This window comes from Nocardia jinanensis (genome assembly GCF_014645735.1).
GTDB lineage: Bacteria > Actinomycetota > Actinomycetes > Mycobacteriales > Mycobacteriaceae > Nocardia > Nocardia jinanensis.
In genome coordinates, this window is sequence record NZ_BMMH01000007.1 from 155,272 (window position 1) to 175,188 (window position 19,917).

The 19,917-nt window shown below is 66.8% G+C and carries 21 protein-coding genes and 1 pseudogene; 14 read left to right on the forward strand and 8 right to left on the reverse strand.

Going from position 1 to position 19,917, the window contains the following annotated elements:
• The first annotated feature begins 19 nt into the window (after positions 1-19).
• Positions 20-415 carry a (R)-mandelonitrile lyase gene (locus IEY68_RS18200; protein ID WP_058853580.1) on the forward strand — a complete coding sequence of 132 codons (396 nt, stop codon included), beginning with the start codon at positions 20-22 and terminating at the stop codon, positions 413-415.
• A gap of 9 nt (positions 416-424) precedes the next feature.
• Here the strand turns inward: IEY68_RS18200 and IEY68_RS18205 are convergent, their stop codons facing one another.
• Positions 425-628, reverse strand: a complete 204-nt coding sequence (locus IEY68_RS18205) for a ferredoxin (RefSeq protein WP_058853581.1) — start codon at positions 626-628, stop codon at positions 425-427.
• Between the two features lie 5 nt (positions 629-633).
• Positions 634-1,923: a cytochrome P450 gene (locus tag IEY68_RS18210; protein WP_058853765.1), complete on the reverse strand. Its 1,290-nt coding sequence runs from the start codon at positions 1,921-1,923 to the stop codon at positions 634-636.
• A gap of 143 nt (positions 1,924-2,066) precedes the next feature.
• Between IEY68_RS18210 and IEY68_RS18215 the strand changes: the two genes are divergently transcribed.
• The 5 genes and pseudogenes from IEY68_RS18215 to IEY68_RS36790 form a co-directional block, all read left to right on the forward strand.
• Positions 2,067-3,224: an acyl-CoA dehydrogenase family protein gene (locus IEY68_RS18215; protein WP_058853582.1), complete on the forward strand. Its 1,158-nt coding sequence runs from the start codon at positions 2,067-2,069 to the stop codon at positions 3,222-3,224.
• A gap of 40 nt (positions 3,225-3,264) precedes the next feature.
• Positions 3,265-4,494 (forward strand): acyl-CoA dehydrogenase family protein, encoded by a 1,230-nt coding sequence (locus IEY68_RS18220; RefSeq protein ID WP_058853583.1) that lies wholly within the window; start codon positions 3,265-3,267, stop codon positions 4,492-4,494.
• Between the two features lie 34 nt (positions 4,495-4,528).
• A complete protein-coding gene (locus IEY68_RS18225; protein ID WP_058853584.1) occupies positions 4,529-5,440 on the forward strand; it encodes an LLM class F420-dependent oxidoreductase in 912 nt (303 codons plus the stop codon).
• A gap of 14 nt (positions 5,441-5,454) precedes the next feature.
• Positions 5,455-6,318 (forward strand): SDR family NAD(P)-dependent oxidoreductase, encoded by an 864-nt coding sequence (locus IEY68_RS18230; RefSeq protein ID WP_058853585.1) that lies wholly within the window; start codon positions 5,455-5,457, stop codon positions 6,316-6,318.
• Between the two features lie 72 nt (positions 6,319-6,390).
• A pseudogene (locus IEY68_RS36790) lies at positions 6,391-6,453 on the forward strand (excalibur calcium-binding domain-containing protein); the annotation flags it as partial.
• Between the two features lie 27 nt (positions 6,454-6,480).
• Here IEY68_RS36790 and IEY68_RS18240 read toward each other — a convergent pair.
• Positions 6,481-6,933 (reverse strand): MarR family winged helix-turn-helix transcriptional regulator, encoded by a 453-nt coding sequence (locus IEY68_RS18240; RefSeq protein ID WP_058853586.1) that lies wholly within the window; start codon positions 6,931-6,933, stop codon positions 6,481-6,483.
• 69 nt (positions 6,934-7,002) lie between these two features.
• Here IEY68_RS18240 and IEY68_RS18245 point away from each other — a divergent pair, with 69 nt between their 5' ends.
• Complete coding sequence (locus IEY68_RS18245) at positions 7,003-7,635, forward strand: TIGR03086 family metal-binding protein (protein ID WP_058853587.1); 633 nt, start codon at positions 7,003-7,005, stop codon at positions 7,633-7,635.
• A 44-nt stretch (positions 7,636-7,679) separates the two neighbouring features.
• On the opposite strand, the gene IEY68_RS18250 is transcribed toward IEY68_RS18245, so the two are convergent.
• The gene (locus IEY68_RS18250; RefSeq protein ID WP_058853588.1) at positions 7,680-7,910 is read right to left on the reverse strand and encodes a hypothetical protein; all 231 of its coding nucleotides are present in this window, start codon (positions 7,908-7,910) and stop codon (positions 7,680-7,682) included.
• Positions 7,911-8,252: 342 nt separating this feature from the next.
• Here IEY68_RS18250 and IEY68_RS18255 point away from each other — a divergent pair, with 342 nt between their 5' ends.
• The 7 genes from IEY68_RS18255 to IEY68_RS18280 all read left to right on the forward strand — a co-directional run bounded on the left by IEY68_RS18255 (position 8,253) and on the right by IEY68_RS18280 (position 15,187).
• Positions 8,253-9,851: a serine hydrolase domain-containing protein gene (locus IEY68_RS18255; RefSeq protein ID WP_229718853.1), complete on the forward strand. Its 1,599-nt coding sequence runs from the start codon at positions 8,253-8,255 to the stop codon at positions 9,849-9,851.
• Positions 9,852-10,461: 610 nt separating this feature from the next.
• Entirely contained in the window at positions 10,462-11,688 is a 1,227-nt protein-coding gene (locus IEY68_RS18260) for an IS110 family RNA-guided transposase (protein ID WP_058853589.1), read from the forward strand.
• A gap of 311 nt (positions 11,689-11,999) precedes the next feature.
• On the forward strand, positions 12,000-12,821 hold the full coding sequence (locus IEY68_RS18265) for a class I SAM-dependent methyltransferase (RefSeq protein WP_058853590.1): 822 nt from the start codon (positions 12,000-12,002) through the stop codon (positions 12,819-12,821).
• Positions 12,822-13,340: 519 nt separating this feature from the next.
• Entirely contained in the window at positions 13,341-13,661 is a 321-nt protein-coding gene (locus IEY68_RS36310; RefSeq protein ID WP_062998640.1) for a DUF6262 family protein, read from the forward strand.
• Positions 13,636-14,259, forward strand: coding sequence for a GNAT family N-acetyltransferase (locus tag IEY68_RS18270; protein ID WP_199804869.1), 624 nt, complete (start codon positions 13,636-13,638; stop codon positions 14,257-14,259). Before IEY68_RS36310 ends, IEY68_RS18270 begins: the two co-directional genes overlap by 26 nt.
• Positions 14,260-14,426: 167 nt before the next feature.
• Positions 14,427-14,762 carry a hypothetical protein gene (locus tag IEY68_RS18275; protein ID WP_082681161.1) on the forward strand — a complete coding sequence of 112 codons (336 nt, stop codon included), beginning with the start codon at positions 14,427-14,429 and terminating at the stop codon, positions 14,760-14,762.
• A 92-nt stretch (positions 14,763-14,854) separates the two neighbouring features.
• Positions 14,855-15,187, forward strand: a complete 333-nt coding sequence (locus tag IEY68_RS18280) for a DNA cytosine methyltransferase (RefSeq protein ID WP_058853592.1) — start codon at positions 14,855-14,857, stop codon at positions 15,185-15,187.
• A 312-nt stretch (positions 15,188-15,499) separates the two neighbouring features.
• Here IEY68_RS18280 and IEY68_RS18285 read toward each other — a convergent pair whose 3' ends face one another.
• The 4 genes from IEY68_RS18285 to IEY68_RS18300 all read right to left on the reverse strand — a co-directional run bounded on the left by IEY68_RS18285 (position 15,500) and on the right by IEY68_RS18300 (position 19,879).
• Positions 15,500-16,225: a dienelactone hydrolase family protein gene (locus IEY68_RS18285; RefSeq protein WP_058853593.1), complete on the reverse strand. Its 726-nt coding sequence runs from the start codon at positions 16,223-16,225 to the stop codon at positions 15,500-15,502.
• 342 nt (positions 16,226-16,567) lie between these two features.
• The gene (locus tag IEY68_RS18290; protein WP_058853594.1) at positions 16,568-17,353 is read right to left on the reverse strand and encodes a MerR family transcriptional regulator; all 786 of its coding nucleotides are present in this window, start codon (positions 17,351-17,353) and stop codon (positions 16,568-16,570) included.
• Positions 17,350-18,921: a serine hydrolase domain-containing protein gene (locus IEY68_RS18295; protein ID WP_229718854.1), complete on the reverse strand. Its 1,572-nt coding sequence runs from the start codon at positions 18,919-18,921 to the stop codon at positions 17,350-17,352. Before IEY68_RS18295 ends, IEY68_RS18290 begins: the two co-directional genes overlap by 4 nt.
• A 157-nt stretch (positions 18,922-19,078) precedes the next feature.
• Positions 19,079-19,879 (reverse strand): NAD(P)-dependent oxidoreductase, encoded by an 801-nt coding sequence (locus IEY68_RS18300; protein ID WP_058853595.1) that lies wholly within the window; start codon positions 19,877-19,879, stop codon positions 19,079-19,081.
• Between the last annotated feature and the right edge of the window lie 38 nt (positions 19,880-19,917).

Sequence of the window (19,917 nt, forward strand, 5' to 3'; positions counted from 1 at the left end):
GACTCCGAAGGGACACTCGATGGAGATATTGGGCAAGCCGCCGACCACCACCGCACCTGCGGATATCTTCACCGGTCCGGTCTGGTTCGACACCGTCTACCGTGGTGCGGACCCGTCCCGGGCCAGGCTCAATGCCGTGCACTTCGCCCCCGGCGCCCGCACGAACTGGCACACGCACGGCCTCGGTCAGGTATTGCATGTCACCGAGGGCACTGCGCTGGTCGTCACCCGCGCCGGCGCCGTAGCCGTGCTGCGCCCGGGTGACACCGTGTGGTGCCCACCCGGCGAACAGCATTGGCACGGGGCCGGACCCGAGCATTTCATGACCCATCTGGCCCTCTGGGAGGGCGATGACGTCGACTGGGCCGCACCGGTCACCGCCGCCGAGTACGAGCGGGCGGCATCGGGAATCTGAACCCCGTGGTCAGCTCTCCGACTCGTCGACGATCTTGATCGCCCACTCGGGGCAGGCGTCCTTGGCGGTCAGCACAGCCTCGTGCAGATCGTCGGGGATGTCCTCGGAGACGGCCTCGGCATAGCCGTAATCGTTGAGCGCGAATACCTCCGAGCACAGCGTGGTGCAGATACCGTGGCCCTTGCAGGAGTCCTCGTCGACGATGACCTTCATCTGGTCTACCCTTCCGTCCGGTCGAATTCCAGGTGCAGCGCGGTGATCCCACGGAGGATGAAGGTCGGCAGATACTGGTATCTGCGCGCGTCCGCCGGGCCGTGGGCGCTCTCGTCGATCCGGATATCGGTGGTGCGCTCCAGCAGTCGTTTGAACGCCACCTTCGCCTCCGTGCGGGCCAGCGGGGCGCCCGGGCAGGTATGGATACCGCGACCGAAAGCGATATGGGAGCGGGCATTCGACCGCTTCGCATCGAAGACGGTCGGGTTCTCGAAACGCCGCGGATCGCGGTTGGCGCCGCCGTTCGCCAGCATCAGGACCGTTCCGGCCGGGACCTCGACGCCGCCGACCGTGCTGGTGGTCTTCGCGAGCCGGAAGTCACCTTTCACCGGGCTCTCCATCCGCAGCATCTCTTCGATGAAATTGTTGATGCGCTCGGGGTCGCCGCGCAGCCACGCTTGCAACTCCGGGTCCTCGGCGATCAGCTTCAGCCCGGAGGACAGCAACCGTACGGTGGTTTCCTGACCGGCCGAGAAGAGGTTCGCGGCCACCCGGACCACATCGATGACCTCCGGTTGGCTGCCGTCGGGGAAGGTGGCCTCCGCGAGGCTGGTCAAGACATCGCCGCGTGGGTTCTCGCGCCGGTCCGCGATATAGGCGGAGAACTTCTCGTAGAGGAATTCGATCGGGTTGTGCTCCATGGCGTGGTCGGAGCTGGTGCTGCCGACCGTTCCGGTGCGGTGCGGATCGCGCTGCAGCGCGTTGAGGAACTCTTCCTGATCCTCCGGCGGCACGCCGAGCAGGTCCGCGATCACGTAGAGCGTGAAGGGCCCCGCGAAATCGCGGATGACTTCACCCTTTCCGGGCGCCAGGTACTCGTCGAGCATCTTGTCGGCCAGGTCCCACATCGCCTCTTCGTTCTCCTTGAGGCGTTTCGGCGTGATCAGGCGCATGAGCAGACCGCGGTGTGCGGTATGGGTCGGCGGATCGAGGGCCGGGAGCTGGTCGCTGAACGGCAGCGAATCACGATGCTCGGCGATGAGGGCATCGGCGTCGGAGTTCTCGTCGAGGGGGACGGGGAAACCGGGGAAGGGCCCGGTCACCGAGATGCACGAGGAGAACCGCTCGGCATCGTTGAGGACTTCCAGTGCCTCGTCGTAGCCGGTCACCATCATGACGTTGTGGTGCTTCTCCCGGGTCACCGGGCACTGTTCGCGCAGGGCGTCGAAGTACGGGTAGGGGTCGGCGACCAGCTCCTGTCCGAGGAAGAAGTCCAGATCCTGGAAGTTTTTCACGTGACGGTTCCCTTCGCTCGGCCCGGCACCCACCGCCACGAGCAGCACCGCCGGTTGACTTCCGCATTTGAGAATCTAACTCTCATCTGTGAGTATGAGATTTCCACACGGTATGCCGTGCGTCAACCGGAGGACCGGCGAACATGACCCTTGATCTCACCGCTGACCAGCGGCTCTTCCAGCAGACCGCCCGGGAATTCCTGGCGGGGACCGTCCCGGTGGCGACAGTACGCGCGCTCGGCGAGGCAGGAACCGGATTCGACGATCAGTGGTGGCGTTCGGCCGCCGAACTGGGCTGGACCGCCATGCTGGTCGCGGAGAGCCACGGCGGCGGCACCATATCCGGCCGTCCGATGACCGAATTGGCGCTGGTGGCAACCGAACTCGGCCGGTCCTGCGCGCCGGGTCCGTTCGTCACCACCAACGCGGTCCTGGCGGGGCTGGGGACCGCGGGTGCGGGTCAGGGCGAGACGATCGCGGGGATCGCGGCAGGTACTTCGATCGCCTCGTGGGCGGTATACGAGCCGGGGCGCGGTCTCGATATCGTCAACGCCCTCGTCGACGGTGCGGCTCCCAGCGATGGGGAATGGACGCGCGCGGTACGGGACGGAAGCGGGTACCGGCTGACCGGCGTGAAGGATCGCGTCGAATCCGGCGATCGCGCCGATATTCTCCTGGTGACCGCGCAGAGCGCGGACGGGCCGGTGCAGTTGCTGGTGCCCACCGACGCGCCCGGTGTCACCGTCACCCCGACCTGGACCCTGGACCTCGTCCGGCGGACCGCCCGGATCGACTTCGCCGATGTGGCGGTGCCCGCGGATGCCGTGGTGCACACCGGGCCCGCGGCGGCGGCCGCCGTGCGCGCCCAGCTGCATACCGCCGCCGTGCTGACGGCGGCGGAGACGGTAGGGGCCACCGCCGAAGCTATGGATATGACCCTGGGCTGGCTCACCGACCGGTTCACCTTCGGTCGTCCGCTGGCGTCCTATCAGGCGCTCAAACACCGGATGGCAGATAACAAGACCTGGCTCGAAGCGTGCCGTGCGACCACCGGGGCGGCCGCGGCCGCGTGCGACGACGACCCGGCCGGCGCGGCGGAGGCGGTCAGCGTCGCGAAATCCTATGTGGGGGCGAAAGCCCCGGTGATCGGCCAGGACTGTGTGCAGCTGCACGGCGGGATCGGGGTCACCTGGGAACACGATCTGCACCTGTATCTGCGGCGGATCGGACTGGGTCGCGCGCTCTACGGCACCCCCGAGGAGCATCGCCGCCGGATCACCGACCTCCTCGTCGCCGCGTAGCGCGGCGGATCGCCGGAACTCTTCGGAAGGCACTACCGCTATGACCACCGAACTGGAACCCGTAGCCGAGTTCCGCGCACGTGCCCGGGTCTGGTTGCGCGACAACCTCCCACCCGCACCACCGGATCAGGGCCCACCCGACAGCAAAGAGGAATGGGACCGCGCGCGAGAATTGCAGCGAATGCTCCACGACGGTGGGTTCGCGGGTATCTGTTTCCCGGAGGAATACGGCGGGCTGGGTCTCACTCCCGCTCATCAGCAGGCGTTCACCAAGGAGTCCTACGCCTACGAGATGCCGGTCATCCTGAATGTCCCGACGCTGTCCATCTGCGCCGCCACGCTGGTGGATCTCGGCACCGAGGAACAGAAGCGCGAGTATCTGCCCGCGGTGCTGCGCGGAGATATCGTGCTCGTGCAGTTGCTGTCCGAACCGCGCGGCGGATCGGATCTGGCCGGGCTCACCACCCGGGCCGAACGCGACGGTGACCGCTGGATTCTCAACGGCTCGAAGATCTGGAGTTCGGGAGCCTACGCGGCGGACTACGGGTTGTGCCTGGCCCGCACCAATTGGGAGGTGCCCAAACATCGCGGGCTCACCATGTTCCTGGTGCCGATCGGAGCCGCGGGCGTGACCGTGCAGCGGATCAAACAGGTAACGGGGTCCACCGAGTTCTGTCAGGAATTCTTCGACGATGTGGTTCTCGCGGACGAGGCCGTGATCGGGCAGGTCGACAACGGCTGGGAGGCCGCGTCCCGGTTGCTCTACCACGAGCGTTCGGCGATCGGTGGCACCTCGCCCTATATCAGCGGTGCCCGCCCGCATATCGGCGGTGAGGAATCGCCGATCCTGGATATCGCCCGCGACAGTGGGCAGCTCGACGATATCCGGGTCCGGGAGGATATCGGCGAGGCGCGAGCCATGCAGGTGGTCCGCGATCAGCTCATCGACCACATCACCCGCAGTGTGCTCGCCGGGGAGCTGCCCCCTGCCGCCGGCTCGATCACCCGGTTGTTCAGCGCCGAGAACTCCTGGCTGCAAACCGATCTGGCGGTGAAGGTCGCCGGTGCGGCCGCCGCCACACACGCTCCCGGCGATCCCGTCGATACCGCGCGGATCGGCACCGATTTCCTGTTCCGCGCCGCCTGGAGCCTCGCGGGCGGCAGCACCGAAATAGCGCGCACTGTGATCAGCGAACGGGTGCTGGGCATGCCGCGGGAGCACGCCGCCGACCGGGACGTGCCGTTCAACGAGGTCAAACGGGGCCGGTAGCGGGCCGGGTCGCAGCAGATACGCGGAGGTAGCAATGCGGTTCATCTTCCATTACCCCGAAGCCGGTGGCGTAGACGGCGATGTACTGGATCCCGGGCCGCTGGGGGAGGTCGCGCGGAGAGCCGAGCAGACCGGCTTCGCCGGTTTCTCGCTCAGCGAGCATCCGGCACCGGGCGCGCGCTGGCTGGGCGCGGGCGGGCATCAGACGCTGGATCCGTTCGTCTCGCTGGGGTACGCGGCGGCGCTGACGGAGCGGATCCGGTTGATCACCTATCTCTCGGTGGCGCCCTACCGGAACCCGATGCTGCTGGCCAAGGCGGCGGCCACCCTGGACAAGTTGTCCGGAGGCCGGGCGGTCCTCGGTATCGGCACCGGCTATCTGAAGGGCGAATTCCACGCGGTCGGGGTCGATTTCGAAGAGCGCAACACACTGTTCGACGAGGCCTTGGATGTGCTGCCGCTGCACTGGAAAGGTGAGCCGTTCAGCTACACCGGAAAACATTTCAGTGCCCGCGATGTGCAGGCCCGCCCGACCCCGGTCCAGCAACCCATTCCCATCTGGATCGGCGGCAATTCCGCGTTGAGCCGGCGCCGGGTGGCCCGGGCCGCGCACGGCTGGATACCGATGTCCGGCGGCGCCGAACTCAGCACCACCGCCCGCACCCCGGAACTCGGCACGATCGGGGATCTGGCCCGCAAGATCGCCGATGTGCGATCGGCGGCCGCGGACAACGGCCGCACCGACCATATCGACCTGGTGTATTCCTACAGCCACACCGGCCTCACCGGTGCCGATCCCGGCCCGCATCGGGAAGCCTTCGCCGAACTGGCGCGGGCCGGGGTCGACTGGATCACGGTCTCCACCCGCGCCGGCGTGCACGACACTCTCGACCCGGCCGCCACCTTCGACTTCCTGAAGTCCTTCGGCGCGCACTACATCGACTGAGAAAGGCGAACCGAATGGGCTGGTTCGAGGAACGCGGCGGCCTTGCCGGCGGCGTGGCGGTGGTGACCGGGGGAGCGGGGGGCCTGGGCCGGGCGATCGTCACGGATCTGGCGGCCAACAGAGTACGCCCGGCGGTACTGGATCTCGATCCGGTCGCCGTCGCGGAGCTTCGGAAATTTTCGGCGGAACGGGACCTCGATGCCGTCGTGCACCACGGTGATGCCCGGGACCCGGAGGTGCTCGCGGCACTGTTCGACGCCGCCGACGCACGCTGGGGACGGCTCGACATCCTGGTGAACGTGGTCGGGGGCACCTTCCGGGCGCCGTTCACCGACACCCGCCCGAAGGGCTGGGACGCCCTGTTGCGCACCAATCTGACCCATGTGCTGCACGCCTGTCATCTGGCTGTGCCGAGGATGCGTGCGGGCGGTCGCGGTGGCAGCATCATCAATATCACGACCATCGAGGCACACCGCGCCGCACCGGGTTTTGCGGTGTACTCGGCGGCGAAAGCGGCGGTGGAGCAGTTCGCGCGAACCCTTGCTGTCGAGGTGGCCCCGGACGGCATCCGCGTCAACAATATCGCCCCCGATTTCGTACCCACTCCGAATCTGGAGCGGATCGGGACCGGCGATAACGCGATGACCGACCCGGAGGGCGTGAAGGTGGCGATACCCATGGGCCGCGCCGGTAATCTCACCGATATCTCGAACTGCGCGGTGTTCCTGGCTTCCGGTCTCTCGTCCTATCTCACCGGCACCACGCTGCATCCCGACGGCGGCACCCGCGCGTCGGCGGGCTGGTTCAACTGGCCGGAAGAGGGCTGGGCCAATCACGCGCCGCTGCGGGTACTCCGGGCGGGCGACGGTACGGAGTAATCCGGGCCACGTCGCTCACCGCGAGCGTTTCGCTGAAACCTCTCCCGTCACCCCACCGATCGCACGGCAGGTGCCGCGCCGCTGCGCCGCGGCGATCCCGGCTATGGCGTGGGGCCGGATCGCGACGGTGACGGAGTCGGCTGCGAGAGCCGGCGGATCCGGTCAGTCGTTCCCGGCGGTGTCCGGGTCGCGGGGGAGTGCGGTCAGGATGCGCAGGGCGTTGAGGAACCCGCGGCGATCGGCGGCGGGCAGCTGTTCCAGGATCTTTTCTCTCTCGCGTGCCTGGATCTCGGTTTGCACCGCGGCCGCGATTCGATGGCCCTCCGCTGTCAGCCCCAGCAGCCGGGCCCGGCGGTCGGCGGGGTCGGGTGTGCGTTCGATGAGGCCGCGGTCCTGGAGATCGTCGAGGACCGCGATAATCCGGGTCTTGTCCGCACCGATCTCCTGGGCGAGAACGCCCTGACCGCGGGCTGTGCCCCGGCTCAACGCGATCAGGACCGTATAGGCCCACATGGTCAGGCCGTGGGCTTCGAGAATCGGGCGTTCCAGGGCGATGAGGGTGCGGGTCAGCGGCGCGAGCATAGCCGCCAGATCCGGACGATCCGTGGTTCCCATGGAGTAGAACCTACCTACTGGAGAATGATAAGCATTGACCTATAGTAGGCATATGAGTACCATTTCGATATGACGACAGATCTCGTAGAGCTCGACCGCCGGGCGGTGCTCGCCACGGTGACCACCGCCGAACTCGTGACTTCCGACCGCCTCACCCTGCCCACCCCGTGCGCGGGATGGACGGTGGGCCATCTGCTGGCACATATGGCGGCACAACACCGCGGGTTCGCCGCGAGTGCGCGTGGCGAGGGCGCCGATCTCGAGCGGTGGCGGGAACGACCGCCCGGACCGCACACCCCGGCCGAATACGCCGATTCCGCGGCAGAGGTACTGTGCGCCTTCGCCGAGCCCGGCGTACCGGAACGCGTCTTCGCGCTCCCCGAATTCGGCCCGGATGTGACAGTGCCGGGGCAGCAGGCCCTCGGCTTCCACCTCGTCGACTACGTGGTCCACGGTTGGGATCTCGCGCGCGCGCTCGGTGTCGGCTACGAACTGGACGAAGAGGCCGCCGAACCAGTGCTGCGTATCGCCGAAGCGGTACCCGACGGCCCGGAACGCGAGCAGCCGGGTGCCCCCTTCGCCCGTGCCCTGCCGGACCGTGACCCGGGCGCTCCCCTGGACCGGATACTCCGGCTGCTCGGTCGCGCGCCCGCCTGGCCGAAGAACGATCAGCCGGACGGATTCCGCGTCGTGGGATCGTGATCCGGTCCATCCGGCCGCGGTCGACCGCGGCCGGCTCATGGTGTTCACATGCCGGCGAGTTCGTCCCGCCGGACCGGGCTGTCGACGTAGTGGTTGTCGTACAGCTCGGAACTCGCGCGGATCTCCTCGACACCGGCCGCACCGCGATGAACTCGCTCGAGCAGAGCGAACGCGTGGGCCAAGGTGGGCGGTACGGTCAGGAAATCGCCCCGGTCGAGGCGGACGATCTTCTCGCCCAGCAGATTCCGCACCGAACCGTGCGCGGAAGCGGTCATCGGGAACTCCGTAGGTCTCGACGGGTGTGGCTCCCGTTTCGTCTGCTGCAGAGTCGACGGAGCAAACCCGCTGGGTGTGACATCCCGCCGGTTGCAGCCGATTGCGCAGCCCTGAGGCCGGCGGCTGCGTCGTCGCGGGCATCGAGTGAACGTTTCGCGGCGCCGTGAGCACTGCGAGCCGGTGTTGCTCGTCCGCGAGCTGTCGGCGGTTGTGTTCGGCGGTGGCGTGAAGTACTTCGAGGATGTGGTGGCTGGAGGTACCGGGTTCGGTTCGACCCCGTGTCAGTGGGTGCGTCAGGACTGTGTCAGCCCGATATCAGCCGGGCTCGCGACAGTACTCGTATGAGCAGCACAGCGGCCCCAAGGTATTCGAAGGAGAACACCATCATGTCCATCACCCTGACCGAGCAGGACAAAGCCACCCTGCGGACCGCCGCCTACGGTGCCCTGTCGCTGATGGCGGCGACCGGCGCGCCCCACTCGGCCGCCACGAACGGATCCATCGCTCTGATGTCGGCGACCGGTCCGGTCGGGCACGTGCTCGCCGCGAAGTCCAGGGATATTCACCTGGCAGGCAAGACCGTCGCAGAACTGGCCGACCAGGTGCTGCCGGCCCTGACCGCCACCATGAGCGTGCTCGGGGAGCAGGATCCGGCAGAGGCCGACAACTTCCGCCGCACCGTCCTGGTCGCGGTCGACGCGGCCGGCCGGCCGCGCAACGGTGAGCCCGGCCCCACCGCGGCCGAGATGGCCCGCAAGATCACCGCCGCCCTCGACGCGGCCCGGCCGGAAACTGTGGACGACAGGGCGATACGGGCGTTCACTGCCGAACAGGATCGCCCGGAGCTCCGGAAAGCGATCGAGGAGATCGTCGAGTCCGGTTTCACCGGGATCACCGTGCGGGTGCACGACGAGCGTGGTGAATGGGTGGGCAGCGCCGGTGTGGCCGAGCTGGGCGGTTTCGCGAAGCCGCCGGTCGATGGGCATGTCCGGATCGGCAGCAACACCAAAACCTTTACCGCGACCCTGGTGCTGCAGTTGGTGGCCGAGGGCAGGATCGTGCTGGACACCCCCGCTGTGGAGTACCTGCCCGAGTTCGGGATCGACGAGCGGATCACGGTACGTATGCTGTTGCAGCACACCAGCGGGCTGTTCAACTTCACCGGCGAGTACTATCCCGACGGGACGATCGTGGCGGGGATCCCCAGCACCATTTCGGGCAAGGAATGGGTGGACAAGCGGTTCGACACCTATCGGCCGGAAGACTTGATACGACTGGCGTTGTCCCGGCCGGCGCGGTTCGAACCGGGTACCGACTGGAGCTACTCCAACACCAACTACGTACTGGCCAGGTTGCTGATCGAGAAGGTCACCGGCCACTCGGTCGCCGAGGAGATGCAGCGGCTGATCCTCGGACCGCTCGGACTGTCCGGCACTGTCTCGCCGAGCACCCGCACGGATATCCCGGAACCGCACGCCCACGCCTACTACCGGTACGACGACGCGGGCGTTGAGAAGACGGTCGACGTCACCCGCCACAACCCGTCCTGGATCTCGAGCGGTGGTGACATGATCTCGACGACCCGGGACCTGCACATTTTCCTCTCCGCCCTGAACAGCGGCAAGCTCCTGCCGGCCGGACTGCTGGCCGAAATGCGGACACCGCACCCGACTGGCATCCCCGGGATGGATTACGGCCTCGGAGTGTTCGTGCAGGACACGGCCCACGGCGGCACCGTTATCACGCATAACGGTGGTGCGGCGGGTCACGGGGCGCTCATGTACAGCACGCCCGACGGCAGCAAGACCCTCACGGCGTCGCTGAACTATGTGGACGACGCCGCGCTGTCGCTGTCGGTGGCTTTCCAGCAGGCGACACAGCGGCTCGTCGAGGAGGTGTTCGGCGGCGGGCAGGCCGATCCGGCGCGGCCGACGAACTGACCACCTCCGACCTCGCTACTTCCAGGTGCGACCCCCACCGGTCGTCCATCGAACAGAATCTGGATCCGGGCCACTCCGAACTCGGTGTGGCCCGGATCCATTCGAGCACCCGGTGGGTGAGATGACAGCCCCGCAGGTCGCACCGAATTACGCCCACACCTCGCGCGACGGGCGAACCAACTCGACCACGACATCGCCCGGCTGACCCGCATGCGCGACAGCCTGCACCACGCAGCGACCTGCACCCACGAACCATTGGTCGAATGCCCCCAGTTCAAGACGACCATCGCCGACACCGACAACGCGCGCGCAGCCTCGTCGACTCCCGTTGGCTTCGTGGCCGCTGGGCCGATGGACCCTCAGCCCTAATGGGAGCTACCGGGTCAGCCAGTAAGGCAGACTCGGTGCCTGCAGCCCCGATAGGTGAGCACTTCCACAGCCTGAACCGTCGAGTTCTGGTGTCAGATCGTGCCCCTGTCGGCGGCCGGGAGCGGACAACTTTTGGGATGTCGTGCCCGCCAACATGATTGGTGTGAGCACTGGTCCATTAGGGCGCTGGGTCTCCCGCGGGCTGCGAATAACCGGACACGGCAAATTTCAGGAGCGTTGAGTGCTGTTCGTCGGAGACGATTGGGCGGAGGACCACCACGATGTGGAGGTCCAAGACGAGCAAGGCCGCACGTTGAAGGCGGCCAGAGTGCCTGAGGGCATCGAGGGCATGGCGCGTTTACATGAGCTGATCGCCCGGTTCCTGCCAGAGGATTCTGATCCCGGCCAGGTGCTGGTGTGCATCGAGACCGATCGCGGCCCGTGGGTGCGAGCGTTGGTCGCGGCCGGCTACCAGGTTTACGGGGTGAACCCGAAACAGGCAGCGCGACACCGGGAACTGCTGTCGCTGTCGGGCGCCAAGGACGACAAGGCAGATGCCCGCACCTTGGCCGACATGCTGCGAACCCGCCGCCACCAGCTGCGTCAGGTTGCTGCCGACTCCGAGGAGGCCGAGGCGGTCAAGGTCGCAGCCCGCGCCCATCAGACGATGATCTGGGAACGCACCCGGCACATGTTGCGGCTACGCACCGCACTGCGTGAGTACTTCCCGGCCGCGCTCGAGGCGTTCAAGCCGCTCGGGCTCTCGGGCGCTGACACCCTCGAGCTGTTGACCAAGGCAGCCGATCCGGGCGCCGCGGCCCGGCTGACGATTGGCCAGATCACCGCCGCGCTCAAGCGGGCAAGACGTCGCGACGTGCCCGCGAAGGCCGCCGCGATCCAGGCGGCGCTACGTGCCGAGCAGCTGGGCCAGGCCGATATCGTGGCTGGCGCCTATGCCGTGTCGGTCCGCACGACGGTCGCGGTCCTGCGCACGCTCAACGAGCAGATCAAGATCCTCGAGGGTGAGGTCGATGTGTGTTTTGGCCGGCACCCGGACGCTGAGATCTACCTCAGCCAACCCGGTATGGGCGTGATCACCGGCGCCCGGGTGCTCGCAGAATTCGGCGACGCCGAGAACCGTTATGCCGACGCCAAATCCCGCAAGAACTACGCTGGCACCGCCCCGATCACCCGCCAGTCCGGCAAGACCAAGACTGTCCACGCCCGATTCGTCCACAACGATCGCCTCGTCGACGCCCTGCACATGCAAGCCCACGCCGCGATGCTGCACGACGCCGCGGCACGCGCCTACTACGACGAACTACGAGCCCGCGAGATCGGCCACAACGCCGCGCTACGACAGCTCGGCAACCGGCTCGTCGGAATCCTGCACGGCTGCCTCAAAACCCAATCCCCTTACAGCCAAACCGCCGGCTGGGCACACCGCTATCAACACCTCGCCGCTTGACATCCAAGCTCCTGGGATGTCTGACACATTCAGACCGCCGGCCCGGACACCACCGCGGCTGTGCCCGGCCTGCTCTATGCCTGGGCCCGATCGGTCACCGGCGGGTGGATCGGGTTTGTTCATCTCGCGGTCCGGGGGTTGGGGAACATCGGCGAGAAAAGTCACGCTAGGAGTTGCCGCAGAGGGGGGGCATACTGTGCGTCACTCTCGTAATAAGGCGGTGAACGAGACTGGCAAACCCGATCTCCAATCTCTTTCGAAGAGTGCGAGACCTACTTGCTCGAGATCTTCACTCGGTCAGCGACGAGGGGTTGGCGCATCCCATACACGGTTTCGCCGATACCGCGCGCGATGGTGTGGACCAGGTGGTATCGGCGAACACCACTGCCTTGGTGCGGGAGATCAGAACACGGGCGGGGTTGGCTCCCGAATATCGGTACACCGATATTCGGGAATCGCGAGCTCTGGAGATGCGCCAAACCGACGACATGAACCAGCGTCGCTACGGATTGGGGCAGCGGCCGCATGGAACCGAACTTCCGGAGTTCGAGGCGTCGCAGCTGCGCGCGGGGCCAGCAGAGGATCTCGACGCCTTGTTGGACCAGGCCCGCACTGCTGAGGGCGGAGCCCGATTGGTGATAGGAGGCGGTCACAAATTTCGACCCGCAGAACCGGGAGAAGTGTTCGTCAATGTGAATCCGGAGTCCCGGCCGGACGTTGTCGCCGACTTCCGTGACCTGTCGGTATTCCCCGATGCCGTCTTCGACCGGGTATATCTGGAACGAGTGCCCCTGTGGAACCAGCTACAGGAAAATGGCGCCTCCGAGCTGAGCCGGGTGATGAGAAGCGGTGGTGAACTGGTCATAAGTACCGGAATGGGCAACATTGCGCCCGCAACGGAACGGCACGCAAACATTCGCGCGCTCCAGGCGGCCGGGTTCGGCGACATCGATTACACCGTGTCCCGAGACGACATGCTGGCGCCCGAAGAGAAGAACAGTCTCAGCGATTGGTACGAGATCAGCGCCACCAAGACCGGAACGGCCGACTCCGAGGGGGTGCAGACCGGCGGCAAAACGGTCGAGGACACATTCGACGAATCCGACGGACTGCGTATCGACGATATCCCCTGACATCCCGGGACACCGGGCCCCTACCAGGGGGTTGAGGAACATCAGCGCGAGACACCGAAGACAGCCTTACAAGAGGCCGGGAGCCCGCCCCGGACGGGCGCTGCCGCACATAGTTTCGTGAGTCGACCGTGGAGGCGAGGGGCAGTTGCGCCAGTTCGGAGACTGAGTTACCGCACATAGTGCGCCACTATTCGAGGTAACCGGCTCAGCGTGACTTTTCTCGCGGATGTTCCCGGACCCCCGATCACACTCCCGAGCATAATCGAATGCGTGTTCCCCAGGGTTTCAGTAAAGGCGTCCTCGACGTAGTCGACGTGACTGGTTTGTGCTGGTCATCGGTGGTGGCGACACGCTTATCTGGGGTGTCCACGACGCGCCGGTTCCGATTAGGGAGATCGCACCGACGGTCGTAGCCTCGCTCGCCATACGTTCCAGTGGTCGGGTGGCGGAGGAGGCGGGGTGCGGGTTCAGCGGGTGCTGGCTGTGGAGGGTGGGCCGGAGTGAATCTCCCCGGGTTTGGTGCTCAGAGGCCGGATCACCTTCGGATCAGTAGCCAACCACGCGGGCGTTTCACGGTCCTGGCTCTACAACCAGCCCGACCTCACCGAGAAGATCCGCCGCCTCCGCACCCAGAACCGGACCATGCGCCCGGGCACCGTTACACCGGAACGACGTGCCAGCGAAGAATCCTGGCACCGCCGTCTCGAACTCGCGCATACCCGGATCAAGGAACTGAACGAGGAGATCCGATCGCTCCGGACCCAACTCGCACTCGCACACGGCCAACGGCGAGCCGATAACACCGCTACCTTGGGTGAACGGCGGAATCGACAGCACTAACCGATTGCGGCTCTGCTGGTGCGGCATTCCGAGCAACCTCACGCTCTACGATATTTTCATGGGTGAACGTCGGCCGACAGCAGGACAATTAGATACGGCCCGACTGTCGTTGCGCTGTCCCACGATCGATGATGTCGATGCGATCTTCGCGATCCACAACCACCCGGAAACCTGCGTCCACAACCCCTCCGACGCGCTGACCGAGCCCGACGAGGCGCATCAACTATTCGACCGCTGGAACGCCCAGTGGGAACGCTGCGGATACGGATATTGGGCTGTGGTCCGCCTCGGTGAGGCACAACCCTTCGGGTTCTGTGGCATCAAACCAATGGAATTGCATGGACATGAGGTGCTCAATCTCTTCTGCCGCTTCGCTCCCGCAGGATGGGGCAAGGGCTATGCGAGCGAGGCAACAGCCGCCGTTGTCGGCTGGGCATCTGACAATGTTCCACACCTGCCGCTGATCGCCAGAATCCGACCGGACAACATCGCCTCCCAACGCTTGGCGATCCGGGCGGGCCTGTCTCACGCGGAACACCTCGATGGACCGGGTTATGACGGCTTCGACTGGATCTACACCGCGAAACCACTCGACTGACAAGGCACAGCCACTCACCAGCGCCAGGATCTGGACGAATACAACCGACCAATGGATCGCGAGCACGATCACGGCGTCGGAACTCGTCCATAGGCATACCGCTCGATCCGCACCGGCGCCGATATCCGTCGATCAGTGACGCCACAGCTCTGCGATAGGACCACTGCTTGGAAGACACTGTCCACGACGCAACACCCCTGCTCGTGTCCACCAGCTACAACCAGAACCCAGGGGAAAGTGTGTTCGATTCCTGGTGTGACGAGTTCTCCGCCCCTTTGCGGCGTGTCTTCGATCCACCGAGGCCGGTGCTGGTGGATCTGAGCGCCGTGATCACCCCGGAACCGGGCTTCCGCCGAGACGCCGTGTCGATGCGCACCAAGAACGCCGGCCTGGACACCCACGCCACCGTCCCCGGGCTCCTGAACGCGTGGGCCCGGTCGACCACGGGCGCCTGGATCGCTTTCGTACACCTGGCGATCCCCACGGGGGACCGGAAGGGCTAGGTCGAGACCAGGCAGTGGTGCCCCGCTGGCGCGTTGACGCGGCGAGATCCGTGAAACGGGCCGACCGGGAGCCTCACACCCCCTTGGGGTCTTTGCGTCATGAGCCTGCGATCGACGGTGTATTTCGCCGGATTCGGCGGCGACTCGCTGGGTGGGAAGAGGCTCCGGGTATCGAACTCGCGCTCGCGGCCGACCACAACCCCGAATGCGTCGATATCCACGCGCTGGACTTCCCGACCGCCGACCACCTCCCGTCGGGTGATGTGGAGGAGATCGACCTGGCGAAACTGCCCTACAGCGAACTGTTCTGGGCCTCGCCGGCGTGCCCGGCCTGGACCGACGCCAAGGGCAAGAAACGGTATTTCGACAAGAGTGGAACCGCTGGATCAGCGAAATCGAGGAGATCGGCTACGAGACCCGGGTGATCGCGCTGAACTCCGCGCATGCGGTCCCCCGCGCCGCCCTGACCGCCCCGCAGTCACGGGACCGGCTCTACGTCGCTTACTGGCTCAAGAGCCTCGGGCGTCGCCCGGACTGGGACAAATGGCTGCGCCCGAAAGCCTGGTGCCCAGAGTGCGACACCGTCGTGGACGCGGTGCAGACCTGGAAGAAGGCCGGGATCGACATGGGCCGCTACGGGCAGCGCCACGGCCAGTACGTGTACCGCTGCCCCAGCAAAACGTGCCGGTTCGCGATCGTGGAGCCGATCACCGCCGGAATCGCGGTTGCCGACCAGGTCACTCCGTTACGGGCAGGCACTCGGCGAGCAGGTCGACGACGTCGCGCCAGGCTCGCTGCGCGTGCTGTGGGTGGTAGCCGACGCCGGGGACCGCGGGGTGGTCGACCGGCGGGTGGTGGAAGGCGTGCAAGGCGCCGCCGTAGACCACGAGGCGCCAGTCGACGCCCGCGGCCTGCATCTCGGCGGTGAACGCGTCCCGTTGCGCGGGCGGCATGATCGGGTCTTCCGACCCCACCCCGGCCCACACCGGGCAGCGAATGCGCGCCGCCTCGCCCGGTCGGCCCGTGGTCAGTGCGTTGATTGTCCCGATCGCGCGCAGGTCGACGCCGTCGCGCCCGAGTTCCAGCACGATTGCGCCCCCGGTGCCGTAGCCGATGGCGGCGATCCGGTCGGGGTCGGTCCGCGGTTCGGCACGCAACACCTCGAGCGCCGCGTGGCCGATGCCCCGCATCCGGTCGGGGTCGGAGAGTAGCGGCATGCAGCGGGCCAGCATCTCCTCGGGGTCGCCCAAATAGCGCCCGCCGTGGACGTCGAAGGCCAGCGCTACGTATCCCAGCGCGGCGAGGGTATCGGCCCGGCGGCGCTCGACGTCGCTGAGCCCCATGCCCTCTGGTCCGACCAGGACCGCGGGCCGGCGGTCGACACCGGCCGGGAGCGCGAGGTGCCCGATCATCGTCAGGCCGTCGGCCGGGTACTCGACCGTGCGTGTTGTCACCGTCGTCATGAGACTGGACTGTAGTGATCGTCGAGCCCGGCCGGGCCGGTGTTCGCTGCTGGCAGAACAGCGCGGGTGTGCCTCTGAAATGTGGTGATGGCTCACAAGATCGGTCACAAACCCCGCTCCCGCGCGGCAGCGTTATCGGATCACCTACCCTGGACGCGGCGCTGGGGGTGGACCTGCGGGGTTCCGCTGGGGGGTATACCTCGCGCTGGACGAGCAGACACCACCGGTGATCGTGGTGACAGTGCTGTCCCGATCGACAGTGGTCATACCCGTTCGATCCTTTCGAGGTGAGAGCTTCGATCGTCGTACGCTACTGCGGTCCGTAACGGGAATCCCCACCGGTCAGCGCGGGTCCGGCCGGGGGATATGTATTCCGGCGGCGCGGAGCTTGCTCTCGAACAGCGCAGCCAGCCGCACCGTGGTCGGCGTCTGTTCTTCGCCGTGGTGGGCGATCAGTGTGTACCGGGTCGCGGTGTCGGTGCGTGCTTGTAGTGCCGTCACGATTTTCAGGTGTGCGGGATTGGCGAGGTAATGGTCGGCCACGGCGGTGGCGAGGTCGGCCACCCGGGGGTCGTCCGGTGCCCAGGCCGCCGCGGCGGCGGCGCGTTTGATCAAGGCGACGTACCTGGGGTCCTCGAGTGCGTGCTCGAGATGGGTGAGGTAGTCGTCGAACCCCTCGGGGACAAGGGCTTTGGCCAGCACCCAGCCTTCCCGGGCGGTCGCCACCTCGTCGGCGGGAAAGCCGAGGCCGTTCATCCGTTCCAGCAGTGTGACAGCGCGGTCGCCCAGCAGCGCCCGGTCGCCGTCGGCGAGCCGGCGCAGCGTGTCACGGCGTGCGATCAACTCCTCGATCCGTTCGGTGAGCTGCCGCTCGGCATCGGCCAGTCCGGTGGCGAACAGTTCGGGGTCGCCGTCGAGCAGCGGGCCGATCTCGGCCAGCGGCACTCCGGCGGCGGCCAGCGTCCTGACCTGCACAAGCCGAGACAGCTCGGTGGATCCGTAGCGGCGGAAACCGGAGCTGTCCCGTTGCGGCTCCGCGACCAGGCCGAGCTTGTGGTAATGCCGCACCGTCTTGACGGTGACGCCGACGAATGCGGCCGCTCGCCCGATCGTGACTCCGTCTCTCACCTGCTCAGTCTTCCTTCCGCCGGCCGAGCCGCATCGGCCGGTCCGCCGCCGAACACTTTTTCGACGAGCCTGCGCTGGGCTGCTCCGAAGGCTGCCGCGATGGACAGGTCGGCGTCGTCCACGCAGTTCAGCGCGGCGGTCAGGGTTTTGCTGCCGTCGGGTGTGCTGTACATGAGCGCCGCGTGGCCCACGGCGGCGCCGTTGTGGGAGATGAGGGTGCCGCCGTCGGTGTTCACCACGAAAATTCCCAGGCCGTAGCCCATGTCCGGGATGGGCGTGGGGCGCGGGGTGCGCATCTCGGCCAGCAATGGGGCAGGCAGTAGCTTGCCGCTGTTCAGGGCGGAAAGGAAAATATGCAGGTCCCGGGTCGTCGAGATCATGTCACCACCGCTCGAGGTCCAGGACGGGTTCTGCCGGGTGATGTCGACGGTCTTCTCGACGCCCGCGTCGTCGTACCGGTAGTAGGCGTGGGCGTGCGGTTCCGGAATATCCGGCGAGGCGTCCGGCAGTACGGTGCCCGACAGTCCGAGTGGTCCGAGGATCAGCCGGTGCATCTCCTCGGCGACCGAGCGGCCGGTGACCTTCTCGATCAGCAACCTGGCCAGTACGTAGTTGGTGTTGGAGTAGCTCCAGTCGGTACCCGGTTCGAATCGCGCCGGCCGGGACAATGCCAGTCGTATCAGGTCTTCCGGCCGATAGGTCTCGAACCGCTTGTCCATCCACAGTTTGCCCGTGCTGCCGTAGGGGATCGGGATTCCCGTCGTGACTGTCCCGTCGGCGTCGACCTCGCCGGTGAAGTTGAACAGCCCGCTGGTGTGCTGCAACAGCATACGTACCGTGATCCGCTCGTCGATCCCGAACTCGGGTAGGTACTCCACAGCGGGGGTGTCCAGCACGATCCTGCCTTCGGCCACCAACTGCAGTACCAGGGTCGCGGTGAAGGTTTTGGTGTTGCTGCCGATCCGGACATGCCCGTCGACCGGCGGCTTCGCGAAACCGCCCAGCTCGGCTACACCGGCGCTGGCCACCCATTCACCACGCTCGTCGTGCACCCGCACGGTGATCCCGGTGAAACCGGACTCGACGATCTCCTCGATCACCTTCCGGAGCTCCGGGCGATCCTGTTCGGCAGTGAACGCCCGTATCGCCCTGTCGTCCACAGCTTCCGTCCGGGCCACGTCGAGGGCGGCGGTGATCTTGCGGGCCATCTCGGCCGCGGTGGGGCCGGGCTCGTCCTGGTGGACCTGGGCGGCGTCGAGCGCGAGCAGGACGGTGCTGCGGAAGTTGTGGGCTTCTGCCGGGGATTGTTCGCCGAGCAGGTGCACGGCCGCGGTCAGGGCGGGCAGTACTCGGTCGGCCAGTTCGGCCACGGTTCTCCCGGGCAGCTCCAGGCCTTCGGGGTTCGCGGCGAGCACATGCCCGACCGGACCGGTCGCCGACGTCAGGGCGACGGCGGCTTTCGTAACAGTTTTCCGGGGCGAGCCGGTGGCGGCGGCCATCAGCGATACGGCGCCGTAGGCGGCGGTCCGCAGGGTGGCTTTGTCCTGTTCGGAAAGGGTGATGGACATAGTGATTCGTTCCTCGCATCGGTGCTGGCCGGTCGGCGTCGTGCCGCTGCGACGAGCATCCACCCTGACCCGAGGTCAACTTCAACAGTGATCTGGATCACATACTATCTACCGGGCCCGCGGCCTTCGGTCCAGAGCTGCCGCCTGCGCACCGAACTCATACCGACCCGACCGCCGCACGGATAGCGGGATCGAGAAGACCGAGATCGCTGCCCAATTGGTCGGCCAGCTCGCGTGCGACCGCCACATCTTTGCGCAGGAATTCACCCACCGCCTCCGAGAACGCGGAAACCGAGCCCTTCGCCGCCACACTCAGTACCGCACGACCCGAACTGCTGGCATGTGGAAGGGCGGAGAGGACTTCGGTCTCGGTGAGCCCGAGCTGCCCGGCCAGCCGCACGGCCTCGGTGACCAGGCCGATCTGGGCTGCGAACAAGGAATTGTTCACGAGTTTCACCCGCTGGCCGTTACCCAGTTCGCCCACCGCGAGGACAGGGTCGGCATAGGCGGCCAGGACGGGACGTGCCAGCGCTGCCGCCTCGGTGGATCCACCCAGGAAGACAGTGAGCGAACCATCGGCGATATTGTGCGGACCTCCGCTCACCGGCGCATCGACCACATGGCGTCCCGCGGCGGCCGGTGCGGCGGCGATCGCCGCGGCGGTATCGGGACTACCGGTGGTGTGCAGAATCAGGATCGAACCGGCCGGCATGGTCTCGAGCAGTCCGCTGTCCAGGCATACCTCACGGACCTGCTGGTCGGTGAAAACGCAGATCACCACCGCGTCGGCGTGCCGCCCGGCCTCGGCCACGGAGCCGAGGGCGGTCGCACCCGTCGCGGTGATCGCGGCGCGGGTCTCGGGGCCGCGCCCGAGAGCGCGGACGCTGTGCCCGGCGGCCGTCAGCCGCCGGATCATGGGGATCCCCATCCGGCCGGCGCCGATGAATCCGATACGCACGCGGTTCTCCTTCGATCTTCGGGAATGCAGCCGGTGCC